Source organism: Microcoleus sp. PH2017_05_CCC_O_A (assembly GCF_020738785.1).
Taxonomy (GTDB): domain Bacteria; phylum Cyanobacteriota; class Cyanobacteriia; order Cyanobacteriales; family Microcoleaceae; genus Microcoleus.
In genome coordinates, this window is sequence record NZ_JAEQCB010000223.1 from 1 (window position 1) to 14380 (window position 14380).

General features: G+C 44.3%; 13 protein-coding genes. 6 read left to right on the forward strand and 7 right to left on the reverse strand.

The genetic code is table 11. From position 1 onward, the window contains the following. The coding region (locus JGK20_RS31855) for a DUF2267 domain-containing protein (protein ID WP_293233476.1) at positions 1-358 on the reverse strand (358 nt) is incomplete at its 3' end. A 596-nt stretch (positions 359-954) separates the two neighbouring features. Here JGK20_RS31855 and JGK20_RS31860 point away from each other — a divergent pair. Continuing rightward, entirely contained in the window at positions 955-1410 is a 456-nt protein-coding gene (locus JGK20_RS31860) for a response regulator (protein WP_293176288.1), read from the forward strand. Here JGK20_RS31860 and JGK20_RS31865 read toward each other — a convergent pair. From JGK20_RS31865 to JGK20_RS31880, 4 genes are all read right to left on the reverse strand, one after another. Further along, a complete protein-coding gene (locus JGK20_RS31865) occupies positions 1379-1795 on the reverse strand; it encodes a DUF2294 domain-containing protein (RefSeq protein ID WP_293176290.1) in 417 nt (138 codons plus the stop codon). The two genes, JGK20_RS31860 and JGK20_RS31865, sit on opposite strands and share 32 nt — an antisense overlap. Before the next feature lie 207 nt (positions 1796-2002). Continuing rightward, entirely contained in the window at positions 2003-2389 is a 387-nt protein-coding gene (locus JGK20_RS31870; protein WP_293176292.1) for a BON domain-containing protein, read from the reverse strand. 236 nt (positions 2390-2625) lie between these two features. Next, positions 2626-3060, reverse strand: a complete 435-nt coding sequence (locus JGK20_RS31875; RefSeq protein WP_293233478.1) for an alpha amylase C-terminal domain-containing protein — start codon at positions 3058-3060, stop codon at positions 2626-2628. Further along, a complete protein-coding gene (locus JGK20_RS31880; protein WP_293176296.1) occupies positions 3054-3341 on the reverse strand; it encodes a glycogen-binding domain-containing protein in 288 nt (95 codons plus the stop codon). Before JGK20_RS31880 ends, JGK20_RS31875 begins: the two co-directional genes overlap by 7 nt. 771 nt (positions 3342-4112) lie before the next feature. On the opposite strand from JGK20_RS31880, the gene JGK20_RS31885 reads away from it, so the two are divergent. Then, a complete protein-coding gene (locus JGK20_RS31885; protein ID WP_293176298.1) occupies positions 4113-4361 on the forward strand; it encodes a hypothetical protein in 249 nt (82 codons plus the stop codon). Between the two features lie 494 nt (positions 4362-4855). On the opposite strand, the gene JGK20_RS31890 is transcribed toward JGK20_RS31885, so the two are convergent. Both JGK20_RS31890 and JGK20_RS31895 read right to left on the reverse strand, forming a co-directional pair. Beyond that, the gene (locus JGK20_RS31890) at positions 4856-5680 is read right to left on the reverse strand and encodes a cyanophycinase (protein ID WP_293176300.1); all 825 of its coding nucleotides are present in this window, start codon (positions 5678-5680) and stop codon (positions 4856-4858) included. A 117-nt stretch (positions 5681-5797) separates the two neighbouring features. Continuing rightward, the gene (locus JGK20_RS31895) at positions 5798-7015 is read right to left on the reverse strand and encodes a transposase (protein ID WP_293233480.1); all 1218 of its coding nucleotides are present in this window, start codon (positions 7013-7015) and stop codon (positions 5798-5800) included. 1328 nt (positions 7016-8343) lie between these two features. Between JGK20_RS31895 and JGK20_RS31900 the strand changes: the two genes are divergently transcribed. From JGK20_RS31900 to JGK20_RS31915, 4 genes are all read left to right on the forward strand, one after another. Further along, positions 8344-10254, forward strand: a complete 1911-nt coding sequence (locus JGK20_RS31900; protein ID WP_293216206.1) for an acetate--CoA ligase family protein — start codon at positions 8344-8346, stop codon at positions 10252-10254. Between the two features lie 402 nt (positions 10255-10656). Further along, the gene (locus JGK20_RS31905) at positions 10657-12741 is read left to right on the forward strand and encodes a CHASE domain-containing protein (RefSeq protein ID WP_293176304.1); all 2085 of its coding nucleotides are present in this window, start codon (positions 10657-10659) and stop codon (positions 12739-12741) included. A gap of 354 nt (positions 12742-13095) precedes the next feature. Next, positions 13096-13722, forward strand: coding sequence for an alpha/beta hydrolase (locus JGK20_RS31910; RefSeq protein ID WP_293176306.1), 627 nt, complete (start codon positions 13096-13098; stop codon positions 13720-13722). A 45-nt stretch (positions 13723-13767) separates the two neighbouring features. Further along, complete coding sequence (locus tag JGK20_RS31915; protein ID WP_106150386.1) at positions 13768-13980, forward strand: DUF2555 domain-containing protein; 213 nt, start codon at positions 13768-13770, stop codon at positions 13978-13980. Positions 13981-14380: the final 400 nt, after the last annotated feature.

Consider the following 14380-nt stretch of genomic DNA (forward strand, 5'->3'; position numbering starts at 1 on the left):
CCCGAATTCTCTCCGGCAAAAAGCTCGCTATTTCCTGAATTCGCTCCTGGGACAACTCATCCTTCGTTGCCGAAAATACACCCGCGATCGCAGTTTCCGATTTTACTCCCGAAGGAAGTGAGCCTTCTAGTTCGACCCTCCGTACAAACAAATTGGAATCGATGCCCAAAGGTGCAGGCCCGCGCAAAGGCTCACGCACCCGGCTTAGCAATCGTACCAGCGGATTCGTATCTTTCCAGAGGTCAGCTATTTCTGTTTGGAGGGTTTTGTCGTCCGTAGGTAAAACTTCTTTGTGCAGTTCGGCTTCCACGCGATCGCTGGCTTCTGTTGTCATCAAATCGCGCGGGCGGGCTTTCAACCAATTCTTTCTGGTAAGTTAAGTCGTCTCTGATTGCAATTGTCATCAACATCTCCTAGGTTAATATCTGGTAAACAGTCAGTAAAAAATGATATTTTTACGGGTTTAATTAGCGATAATTACTACTTAAAAACATTGAAATCTAAACCGGAGAAATAAGTATCTCTCAGCAGGTGGAAGTTGTTAAATTTATGTGCCTCATCTAATCTTTCTTTAGGTAGATACACGGAGGATATCAGTAGTGTAATGTTGAGGGAATTCTCAAAAACTGCGGCCACTCTTCAAAGCAAAAATTAAGCTAGGATAGTTTATTAGCAAGCTTTTTCCTAGTAATCGCCTCTTGTTGTCAAAGCTGACGCAACCTTAGGGCGTAAGTTGGCAATTTGCCCGGGGATCAGTAAAATTATGGAGATACTGTGGGAGCGATCGACTGGTGCAGTCTTTGCCAGAACTCGCAGCCATATTGTACAATCTGGTTAGACCGAAGACTGGCCATCTGAGAGCTACAAATACGAGCCAATCTGTTTCAAGTGCCCGAGCGCCACTTGAAGAATGCCTCGGGTACAACTTTTACGATCGTTTTTCGATCTGGATTTATGAACTACCCTACGTGGAATCAGCATTTGGAATCTTCTTTAAATATGGGTCACCTGGCGGTTGACAAGCGTCCTCTCGTATTGGCTGTAGACGACAATCACGATAACTTAGAGCTGCTGACGCAAATACTCGATTTATTCGGCTGCGAGTGCGTAGGAGCCATGGACGGGTACAGTGCTCTTTCGACAGCAGTCTCGCGCTCTCCCGACTTAATCGTACTCGATATTTGTCTGCCCGATATAGACGGTATAGAATTAGTAAAGCGGATCAGAGAAAACCCGGATCTCAGACATATTCCGATCGTGGCCGTCACAGCACTAGCAAAAACAGAAGACCGGGATCGGATTCTCGAAGCAGGCTGCGTTGCATATCTTTCTAAACCTTTCAACATCAAGGATTTAGAACTAATTATCCGCCACCACCTCAACCATCAGCCACTTCTGGTTGAGTTTTAGACTTAGAAGTAGCATCGCGAACTTGAGGTGCAGACTCCAAAATTGCGATCGTTCCGGCGCGACCGGTCTCCAAAGTGGCATCGCTGAGGAGATCGATCACTCCCACACCCAAAACTTCTTTGATTAAGTCTTTCAGTGGCAATTCCAGAACTGACTCTAATTGCGATCGCACCTGGGAAGCCAAATCTTGCTGACCGTTCTGAGCCAGCAGTTTTTCTGGTTGAGTAATCGCATTTTCGATTACAATGATTAATTTGTTATCCAAAAGATTGCAGAGCGCCTGACTCGTTTGGTGTCCGAGTACAGATCGGTACAAAGCTTGAATCCCTTGCCCAAGACTCCGTTCTAATGTGCCGCGAGTAGGTACTAAATTTTCCCCGGTCATATTTTTTATGTACAGCAAGATCGCTCAAAAAAATACTTAACAGTTAACTTGTTAACCGTTAACTGTTCCCAACAACCGTCGCCCTAGCCAACGGGAGCATCTCAGTTTTGCAAAAAGCATTTTTTTTATTATAGTGCTGTCCCCGCTCGCGTATTCTACAACTCGCGAGCGGGGACAGCACTATAAATGCCAAACTGAGATGCTCCCCTAGCCGACAGTAACTTGATTGGTTTCCACCCCAGTTGCACCATTAATGCTTTTAGCAATTGTCACCAACTTGGTTACAATTTCCTGACTGGGAACTGTACCTTTGAGAACCACCGTAGTACCGTGTTGAGCAACATAAACAGTCTCAATGTCCGCCACATCAGGATTTGCATCGAAAGCCTGAGCCACCCGTTTAGCTAAACCGCTTTGATCGTATTCTCCATTCAATCCCATGCGTTCCGGCGGGATTGTTTTAGTCGCAGCCGCAGCAGGTTGAGTTTGAACTTGAGCTTGAGATGGAGCTACAGGTGCTTGGTAAGCAGGAGCTTCCACATTTTCTTGATTTTCCAGTTTTTCTAAACCAAACAGTCTTTTTAGCCAGCCCATAGAAGTTACCCTCTCACAATATTTTTGTTAATTGACATTTGGCACGGCGCCGTACAATTCTTATGCTCAATACCAGGAATTGCGATCGCCATTCAGGACGCATACACCGAGTTGTTGTGGCCATCAGGCTCGGTATAAAAACCCGGTCGATCGAGTTGTATGTGCCAGTCATAAATACAATTTAATCTTCTACAACTTCACCAAACCTCTGCCTGGGGACATAAATTTTTCTCATCTCAAAGAAATACATGAGCCGACCATTCCGGCAAATCAAACTTAAAGTCTTCTTCCCCAACTCCTACAATTTTGTTGTACATCCACTCGTGCCAAGTTCCGGTATCGGGAAAGTTAGGAATACAGTAATCAGATAGATAAGTGTCCGAAAAATTGGCCACCACTACTATTCGCGAACCATCATCGTTCCAGCGATAGTAAGCGAGCACTTTAGCTTCGGCATTTTGGTGGATAAATTCAATGTTTTCGGTGTAAAGTGCCGGAACATTTGTCCGCAATCGAATCAGGTGTTTGTAGTATTCCAACAAATCATGATTCTGCTGATTGTTCAACAAAGACCATTGCAATTTATTCGGCTGGTTGGGGGTTTGGCTAGTGGATTGTCCGAACTCTTCGCCCATCCACAGCATCGGTATTCCTACTGCTGTGACTAGCAAAACTGCTGCCAATTTAGCGCGTTTAAAATATGAGCAGTGCTGTCAATCTCAGTAGCGTAGGGGTCATTAACTTTTACCCATTCGTCGGTTTCAAAACAAGGACTCTGCGACTGCACTCGGAACTTATATTGATAAATACCGCCTGCGAGCTGAATTTTAGTGTGGAAATAACCTCTATCATCTTTTTCTAAGGGAATTTCTTCCCATTTAGAAAAAGAGCCGAGCACTGTAGCTGCTTTGTTGTTGGGAGCGAAGAGTTTGAATTCAATTGCAGCGGCCATGAATACCTTTTACGCAGAACTTATAACTGTGATTAGTATTCATTTTTACAATTTTGCCAATCTGTCGCCATCGTTCTTAAGAGTTAAATCGTAACTCGAATGTTGTCACGAGTTCCGCGCGCACCCTACAGGGTGGTTTTATTGTCATCATAAAAATTAGGTACGTAGTTGGGCTTGGGCCCTCTTTATCTATACGTCTCAAGAGGGCCCAAGCCCAACTACGTACCTTTATCTCTCCGAACCCCTGAATGAAATCAAAATTGTAGCTAAAGTAACTAAAACTTATCGATCGCTGTTTATGAAAATTAATTTAACTTTTGATAACTAGATAAATCGCCTTCAGATATTAATATTTGTAACTAAAGGAACATTTTTTAGCTGACAGAGCTAATACCGTAGAAAGATGTCATTTTAGGCGGAAACAGCGAGGATGAGCTTGTAGTTATCAAGTAAGGGAAACCAGAAAGATAAATACTTTATTCAACTGGATTCTCGGGCGATCGCCTTTAAGTCAAGTTTGAGCGGATCAGAGCAATGATTATTTTTGCTTATACCTTGGTAGCACTTGTTTTTTAGTCAAAGACTGGGAAACTGTGCAGAACCAAAATCAGCTTAAACGACTGCTGCTACCTCAGTAATTGGTAATCGGTGAAAATTTCATCCGTCCCTGTTACCTGTTAGATCTTCCGAGCAGCGGCTAAGATGGCTCTAAAAGTTTAATTTGGGATGTTGACGAATTACCGTTACTGTAAAAACTCTGGAGTGTTAAAAATGCTAAAACAAATGTGTTGGTTGCCCAGATTAGGAGGCAATGGAGAAAAGATATTGCACCTGCGTACCGAAGCTCGTCAAGCGTGGCGGCCTTATACAGCTTTTCCGCAGTTCGCGGTTTCGGACTACATGGAACCGGGCGGTTCTAAGGGATGGGCAACTTTTCAGAGGCTGATAACTCAAGGGTGGAATTTAGTATCGACTGAAGATGGGCAGCAGTCGTTTTTTGACGAACAAAAAAGTGCTTAAAAAAGCAGAAACGGCAGCAATAAAAGAAGAGGTAAAATCCTCTTCTTTTTATTAGTGTCTTGGACGAAGTATCAGGTTTTTTTAACCCTGAGATCGTGTCCGGTGGATTACCATCACAAAAATGTTCGTAGTGCGGACTTCAGTCCGTAAAAAGCTGCGGACTGAAGTCCGCACTACGAACAAAAAGGTTTGTAGTGCGGACTTCAGTCCGCTCTCATGCAGCTTCTATATAGCCTTTCTCAAAAAGGTGAGGTATGACTGACAGGTTATATAACCACTGAAACCAAGAGGGCTGAAGCCCAACAACGTACCTCATCTTTGTGAGAAAACCGCTATAACCACTAAACTAAGAGGGCCCAAGCCCAACAACGTACCTTATATGAGAGCTCGATCCGCTATACTTCGTTCAAACAGTAAGGTGCGATCGATCGCACCCTAGATAATTTTGAGATTTTTGGACAGTTGCAGGTAAGTTGCCCGATCGCCCTTTCTGACTATGCTACCGTTGCTACCCTATCGAGCATCGGCTGGCGAGTTTTCAAATTAAACCGGTATCCGTGGGGGAGGATGTGCAACTTGGCCCCGCAAATCGCCAAAGCCTCATCCTTCAACAGTCCATCCATATTGTCGTGGAGTTTTTCCGACTCGTCGATGACAGTTACAGCCCCTTCGCCAATGACTTCAACCACGTCACCGCTGACTAAAATAGCTGTATTTTCGTCAATCCCAAATCCCAAGACTGCTGGTTGCAACAAGAGTGCAGCAACTAAGCGTCCCAGACGGCCTCGCTGGGCGAAATGCTGGTCGATGACAATTCCTGGCAGGAAACCCATTCCCGGGCCCATTGCTACCACATCAACGCGAGGATTTGTCTCGGAGTCTCCTTCAATAATCATCATGTCTGGCATCATCGCCGCGCCGGCACTGGTGCCACCAATAATCGCCCCTTCGGAGTAGCGTTTGTGCATAGCTGCGTCGAGTTTGGTATCTTTCAAGCAGCTAATAATCCGCGCTTGCTCCCCGCCGGTAAAGAATATGCCAGTCGCTTGTTCGATCGCTTCTAAATAATCTGGATTGTCAGCATCTTCGGCTTTCTGGGTGTCAACAACTCGCACATCTTCAGCCCCGAGGCGCTCAAACACTCTGATGTAATTATCTCCGACTTCTCCTGGGAGGCTGGTAGCAGCCGTCATCACTACAATGCGGGCTTTAGTGCCTCCAGCACACCGCAAGAATTCCCGCAGAATTTTGCAATCCCCGTCTTTGTCTTCGGCGCCGCCAATAATTAGCAACTTTCCCTGATTTTCGCTCCCAGCCATACGATCTGCACTCTTAATGAATTGTATTTCACTAAAACATAACATTTTTGTTTCCTAAAACTGCCAAAAGGTAGAGATTAATAGTTCCAACTTGAATAGACAAATATAGTCATCTGCCTAAACTGCTTGTTGGTAAGGCGTTACCCTTACTGGACTTACTACTAAGTCCTGTATCGAGTCCGAAGCGAATGCCTCATTCCCGAATGCTTTTCTAATTATGTTGAGACTACCATTCAGATCGGCGTTGATTAATTGCCCATCACTCGCTCTGAATAATCCTCGCTTTATTCTTCTTCCTTTATAGCTTTGTTGCTTGCTCATCGGCTCGAAATCGAGGAAAGAACATTTGCTGGTGTAGCTTTCTTCAGTAATTACCACTTTAATTCCTGCTAAGCAAGCTTTGTACTTGAGCATCTCAATAAATCGAGCGTGAGGAATACTGACAAAGTTCTGATTGTTGCGCTTGCCGATGTTGATTTCCTGTTTCCAGCCCTCATTTTTTCCAATCACCAGTGTCCCTATATGGTTTGCTTCCAAGTGATTGATGATAAATCGGCTAGCGTTGTGCAGGTAATTATCAACTTTGCAGTTGCGTTTGTGGGTCAGTTGTTTGATTCTGTTGGATGTGTGCTTCTCTCTTGTGAGCTGAGATTGTAGTTGAGCTTTTTTCTTGTTGTAATAAGCATTAAGAGCTTTAAGAGGTCTTCCATTAATTATTAATGGTGTCAACCCCAAAACATTTGAACTAAGTGCTGCAAGGTTATTTAACCCGATATCAATACCTGCAACAGTTTCCTCATTCCCTTGCTGTGTTTGGGCAACAGCTTCATATACTACCTCGATCGCATAGTTACAAAATAATGGTACAATTCGTACCTGTTGAATTTCACTCACCCGAGTCGTCAAAAAAATGTCTGTTTGGGAAAGATGAACTACTCCTTTTTTTAGCCATTGCTGGCTAACTGCCTGTGATGTGTAAGTAACAACGAATCGACCATCAGTTTTATGTTTGTACTGAGGAAGCTTGGGACGCCCAAGAAACTTCTGCGGACAATTTGTATACTTCTTACTCGCCTCAAAAAACGAGATCCAACTTTCGTGCAATCTCATTAAGGTCTGTTGGCTAACCTTAGCTGGCAGTGCCGTATAATCAGCCGTTCCCTGACACAACTTCACCATAGCGTTGTAGTTAAGGTATTTGGCGTCAAAAATGAAAGATTGCCGAATCAGATAATTGGCGTAGTTAAACAGATTCTTAGACAAAAAGCACAAGCGAGCGCACTCAGCATAAAAGCCGTGATGTTTGTCAATAATATGTTTCTCTACTAGCCTCATCTGTCTTACTCTTCTACTAACAAAACTATGGCAGATGTTGGGACTAACGGCAAGAAGATCGGATCGGGTTTTGACGGTAAGAGTACCAGACTACCGAGATGGAAATGTTAGAGCGCCCGCAGCGCTCAGACAAAAAGGACAAAAACCGACGCGATCCCAGAGCCGATCGGGGCAAAGCCCATCGAGGATAAATGAGTCGAGATCAGGATAAGTGCCTATAGACTGAGTGAAGTTTCCCAATACAACAATACTTCGGACAGTTTTTTAACGACTCTGTAAGCGTTACAGCGTAAGCCCTGGCATTTTTAATGTTTTTTTGAAACGAGCGGGCTAGAGTTAAAGATTGAAAAAATACTCATCCCTATAGCCATCAAGGGTTTGAGATACTCGATTAGATCTAAAACTGTCCGGAGTATTGAATACAAAACAAACATCAGATTTTGATACGTGTTGGAGGCACGCAACTCAAGCGTTCCGGTTATTTCACTCGAATCTCCGGGTGTAACGCGATTTTTGATAAAAAAACTAACCCCTCCTCACACCATGGAGGAGGGGTCAAAAAATGAGTTTACATTACATTCCTGGACGCGCGACGGGGTATCAACCCGATTTCTGACTGGAGACTTCACCTGCCTAAAACCCATAAACCTCTTATTTTTCGTATCAACCGGGTCGATCGGCGCTTCTAGATTAGTTCGATCGCGAATTAGTGCGATCGCTCGATCAAATTGCTCAATTCTGATATTCGTTGCTATGTTGACCGTCACCGTACCCAGAAATCAGCTTCAAGTGAAATGCTTCCTCAGCTAATTGATGAACTTGATCCCTGAGAGCAGTTTGTGCGATTTTCATAATTCTCTGCCTCTTAAATCCTTTTTCACAGTCATAGCCAATTTTAATTGGCCGTGTACCTCTCAAAAGTTATAGCTTTTTTTCATTAGTGATTAATAATTTAGTCATTAGTAATTTAGTCATTAGTGATTAGTATTCGTAATGGCGAATTGGTAATTGGGAATTGGTAATTGGGCAATTCTCCCCCTCTCCCTCTCTCCCCCTCTCCCCCTCTCCCATTCTCTCCCTCTCTCTGCAATATAGTGGCGATCGCACCCCATGAGGTATGCCAGATTCTGCGAATGTCAGGATTTGTAAACGGTGGCGTCTGTACCTCCAAAAACCCGATCGAGTCTATATGCTCGATCGATTACCGATTACCGATTAGCGGACATACCTCATCTGTCTGAGACTCTACAATATCTATACCCATAGGTAGTACCCAATGCGCCGACAAGAGAGCTAATGTGACAAGTTAGCTCAAAGGAGGTCAAAAAATGCTTCAAGAAAAAAATACCGAGACAACCCGCGTCAATGCTAGAAAAACCGATGTTTTTGATATTTTCAACTTCAAACATTACATCGGGCCAAACCCTTATTTAGAAACAGCGGCTTTAGTTTTCGATTTTGCGGTGACGGAGGCGATCGCACCACAGCCGATCGCACATTATCATGAAATTATTGGCGATCGCTACCCGCAACTACTAGGCGAAACCTTCACGAACCACGCCCAACTGTTCGGCCGCACCGCCTCAGAAGTAGCAAAACTCGACATGGGTTTGCACTTCCAACACTGGAACGTCAAACCATTTTCTCACTTTAGCAGAATCAGCATAGAAGCAATTCACGCCCGCAGCGCCAGAGCCGTAGTTTACGCTGTTTGGGATTGGTTTGAAGCCATCAATCAAAATCAAGATTTCCCCCTAGAAGCACAAATTGGCGCGCTGCAAAATATGTTCCGCCAGTCTGTTTACGGAGGCCCGACAGTTTATTCATTAATGCGATCGGCATCCCAAAAAGGCATTCCCACATTTTATTTGTGGGATGAAGGATTGATGCAATACGGTTACGGTAAAAAACTGGTGCGTGGCTCTGCCACAACTTTTGATTCCGACAGCCATTTAGACTCGGATTTTACCACGCGCAAAGACGATTGTAAAGCTTTTCTTGCTACCTTAGGATTTCCAGTTCCCAAAGGCGATATCGTCTCCACAGAAAACGGAGCTCTGGGAGTTGCGAGAGAAATTGGCTACCCAGTTGCTATCAAACCAGTAGTCGGTCATAAAGGAATTGGCGTCACCGCAGATATCCGAGATGCAGAAGAATTGCAGGCGGCTTTTAAAAGAGCAGTCAACGCAATTCCCGAAACATGGCCCGTGCGAGTTATTGTGGAAAATAGCATCAAAGGAGCGGATTTTAGGCTGCTGTGCGTTGACGGCAAGTTTGTTTCTGCAACTGAACGTCGGCCCGCTTGGGTAACAGGGGACGGCGACTCAACTATTCGGGAATTGATCCGCCGCGAAAACCGCAAAACAGAACGCTTGGACACGCCAACTTCGGCGATGAGCAAAATTCAGTCCGACGAAGCGATGGAAATGTACCTGGAAGAACAAGGGCTGTCATTGGATAGTGTCGTAGAGCGCGATCGCACTGTATCTCTTCGCAAAGTAGCCAATCTTTCCGCAGGCGGCGTCAGCATCGATGCTACCCGCACCATTCACCCGGATAACATTGTTTTAGCTCAAGATATCGCCCTGCATTTTCGGTTAACTTGTTTGGGGATTGATGTTGTCACAGAAACTCTCGCCAAATCTTGGAAAACCGGGAATTTTGGGATTATCGAAATCAATGCCGCGCCGGGAATTTTTATGCACCTCAACCCGGCTGTCGGAGAAGGGGTTGATGTGCCTTCACATATTATTGATACTTTCTTTGATTCTGGAAAGTCAGCCAGAATTCCGATTATTACGTTCAACCGAATTTCGGTACACGAACTGCAAGAAACAATTGACCACATTCTGTTGCAACATCCTGATTGGACAATCGGTGCTGTTTGTCGCACTGGACTTTTTGTCAACCGTTCTGAAAAGGTTTTGCATAAAAATTACAATCTTAATGTGCAAACTTTGCTGCGAAATCCTAAACTCGATTTGTTGATTGCTGAATATCCCGAAAATGTTTTGGAAGCTGAGGGAATGTTTTATCAGGGCAGTAATATGGTGGTGCTGGATAATCCGGGGGAAACAGAGATGATTTTGCTCAGGGAAAGCACTGATGATGATACTGTGGTGGTGCGGGAAGGCAATAGTATTTCTATCCGCCGCCAAGGTTTGATCGAACAGTACAGTCTGGAGGATGGGGAACCGTTTACTCGGGTGTATTTGAAGGAAATTGGGACTATTTTGTAAGGTGCAAATTGCTACTTGAGTAAGGTGTGGGTTGCATACAATTAAATCAACACAAAGGTGCGAATTGTTACTCGCACAAAGTAATAAGCGCACCTTCGTGTTGACGGTTAAGTGCAAATTGCTATTTAGGCAAGGTGTGTAGCGCCCACTCAAATTTAACAATCAAGTGCGAATTGCTACTTGTGTAAGGTGCATTCGGCGCACTATACTGAGGTAAAGTAATTGTTATATTGTCGTTACCAAACTAATATTTTCGTAGAAACCGAACTTTATGAAGATAAATTCATATTTGTGCGATCTTAAGTTTTGACACAATCTTGTTTCTGCGCTGTCGATCGTGTTATCAAGGAAATTCAGAACTATTTAAACGAATCGCACTCCGGTGCCAAAAACTCTGGAAATATGAATGTTGCGAGCAATTGGTTTAATTCACTGACGAAAAATTTACAGTCGTATCGCCGCTACATTCCAGCAGCGTTGACTCTTTGCACGGGTGCCGGCTTGTCATTGATAGCGGCTGCCGTTGTCTGGAATTGGGAAAATCAGCGGATGGCAGCAGAATTTCATCAGCAAGCCGATCGCCTGAATGCGACTTTACAGCAAAGCATCAACAAAAACTTAGATTTTCTGTACTCAATTCAAGCATTCTACAGCGCATCTGCTGAAGTTAGCAGACAAGATTTGAGGGAATTCGTTCAACCGGCACTGTCCCGAAATGCTGCTGTCTTTTCTGTAAACTGGGTTTTGCGCGTCCCGGCTGCGGACAAAGCAGCTTACGAACAGACAATTCGAGCCGAAGGTTTTCGGGCATTTCAAATCTACGAGCGAGATGCTGACAAAAAGCCTGTACCAGTAAAAGCGCGATCGGAATATTTTCCTGTCACGTACAGAGAAGCCCTGGAAGCAGATACAAAATCACTGGGTTTCGATCTGGCTTCCAATCCCGAACGCAAAGCAGCTTTAGAGAAGTCGGTGAATACCGGGAAAATAGCTGCTTCGGGGAAGATTAAATTAATTAAGAACGATAGACCTGGAGTGCAACTATTTCTGCCAGTACCTGGCCGCGCAAGTTCTCCAGATAACTCGGCAAACAGCCGCGAAAACCTCAGGGGAGTGATTTCAGGTGTGTTTCAGATTACCAATATGGTCAATTTTTATTTAGAATCACTGAATTTAGACCACATAAATTTTTATCTCTATGACAACTCCGCCACAGAAAAAGAACGGTTTTTGATGCGCTACGACTCGCAAACCAAGCAGTTTATAGATAATCCACAACTAGAACATCCAGAGTTAACTAATCTCCGGCAACCTATCTGTGAAAATAAGAGTGCTTGCACTCGCACATTCAACGTAGCAGACCGCCAGTGGATGCTGCTAGTTTTGCCGGGAAAGGGGTACGATAGTCTGAGCGCCCATGAGGGTTCGCTGGCAATTGGCGCGATCGGGCTTTTGATGAGTGGCAGCTTGACGGCTTACCTGTTGATGTCTCTAGGACGTACAGCCAAAGTAGAACACCAAGTGCGCGATCGTACAATTCAACTAAAAGAGCGCACCGCTGAACTAGAAACGGCACTGACAAATTTACAGTCAGCGCAATTAAAACTAATCCAAACTGAAAAAATGTCCAGCTTGGGGCAGTTGGTGGCTGGAGTCGCTCACGAAATTAACAATCCTGTCTGCTTTATTTCTGGCAACCTGAGCCATACAGGCGAATATACTCAAAACTTGCTGGAACTTGTGAAAATATACCAGCAGCAATATCCCAACCCAACGCCAGAAGTACAAGGAAAACTACAAGAGATCGATTTGGAATTCATTAGTGAAGACTTGCCTAAACTCCTAAAATCGATGAATGTAGGAGCCGAACGCATCCGCCAGATTGTGCTTTCTCTGCGAAATTTTTCGCGTTTGGATGAAGCTGAAATGAAGTCGGTCGATCTTCACGAAGGCCTTGACAGTACCTTGATGATTTTGGACGGTAGGCTAAAAGCTAGCGGTGATTTTCCCGGCATTAAAATTATCAAAGAATACGGCAAATTGCCCTTGGTGGAGTGCTGGGCAGGACAATTAAATCAGGTATTCATGAATATTTTAAGCAATGCGATTGATGTTTTGTATGACGGCGAAAAAAATAAACATTTAATCGCAAAATCTTCCTCAGAGTCGCCTTGTTTACCTACCATTGTGATTCGCACTGAACTTTTAAGTTATAATTGTGCGTGCGTGCGGATCGCGGACAATGGAGCGGGCATGACGGAGAAGGTAAAACAACGTTTGTTTGAGCCATTTTTTACTACCAAACCTGTAGGCAAAGGTACCGGATTGGGATTGTCGATTAGCTATCAAATAGTGGAAAAACATCAAGGTTCGCTCAGGTGCGTATCGGCTCCGGGAGAGGGAACTGAATTCTGGATTGAGGTACCCGTGCGGCAACAGCCCGAGCAATCAGTTGCTAATATTTCATCAGCGGTACGCGTCAGTTGACAGTTGACAGTTGACAGTTGACAGTTGACAGTTATATGGCGGTGCCAAGAGTGCGGGCCCTCTTAGGAATGAGAATTAAATAACTTACAATTTTTATTGTTATTGTGGGATGGGCGGGAGAACCCGTTCTTTCTAGACGGGCGGGACGCCCATCCCACAAATATGTATAAATTATTTAATTTGCGATCCTTAATTGACAGTTGACAGTTTAAACAATACCGATGCAACCGGAAACGATATTAGCAAGCACATCCTAATTTACATTTAAATATTACCGAAAACAAATATCTGGGATTTTACGCGCCGCGACAATTTATCATTGTAGTAAGGTCTGATTACCAATTACTAATTACGATGTCTTTACAATTTATTAGCATTCCGCCAACCACCGATCGCAAACCAGTCGCTTTAATTGTCGCTTTGCACGGATGGGGTGCTAATGCTCGGGATTTGACTGCGTTAGCACCGGCTTTCAATTTGCCGGATTATCAGTTTGTGTTTCCCGATGCTCCGTTTCCCCATCCCCAGGTAATGGGTGGCAAAATGTGGTATGACTTGGCAAACAAAGATGCTGAGGGATTGGTAGAAAGCAGGGAATTGCTGAAGGAATTATTGCTGTCTTTGGAAAGCAGCACGGGCGTGCCTTTGTCTCGCACGATTTTAGGAGGCTTTTCTCAAGGCGGGGCGATGACTCTGGATGTGGGTTTGACTTTGCCCGTAGCTGGTTTAATTTGTCTGAGCGGTTATTTGCACTCGTCGATTTCGCCCGTTGCTGGGAGTGCTTTGCCGCCTGTTTCGATCGTGCACGGTACTCAAGATAATATTGTGCCCGTTAGTGCTGCGGTGCGATCGCGCGAGAGTTTGACTGCTTGGGGAGCACCCGTGCAGTATCGAGAATTTAACATGGGACACGAGATTCTGCCGGAAGTTGTAGATGTAATGCGAAGTTTTGTTGTAGAAACTGTGTCTAAATCTGATTAAAGGCTTAGGATATAGTATGGCGGAAGTCTCGGGCAGGGTCAAAAAATGAAAACTTTAACCAAAGCATCGCGCGATATTGCTGTACTTACTTCTCAGGACGTGGCAGAATTGGCTGTCCGTTTGGAGGTTGACGATTATACAGATCCTTTTGAGGGATTGAATGATTGGCATTTGTTGCGATCGCTTGCCTTTCAGCGGCCGGAGATGGTTGAACCCTATCTCCACCTTCTGGATATGGAAGCCTACGACGAAGCATAGGCTTAAAAATCTAGCTCAAAATTTCGACGGGATTGAGGAAGAAGTTAGCAGCATATTTTGTTGCGGATTGAACAGATGAGTTATGGATTTTTGTCTGTTTTCATCTCAACTTCTTTCTTGATTCTTTTTTATTGAAATATGAAACAAGGTTGGTAGTGAGGACTTTAGTCCTTCATGGATGCGGACTAAAGTCCTCACTACCAACCAATCTTATATCCAAATAATATTATAAGTAAGTCGTTTTTTATCTAAAGGGAGCATCTCATTTTTGAAAAAAGCATTTTTCATTATAGTGCGAGCGTCCCCGCTCGCGAGCAGTATAATACTCGCGAGCGGGGACGCTCGCACTATATGCAAAACTGAGATGCTCCCTATCTAAAATATAAAATCCTATGGTGAA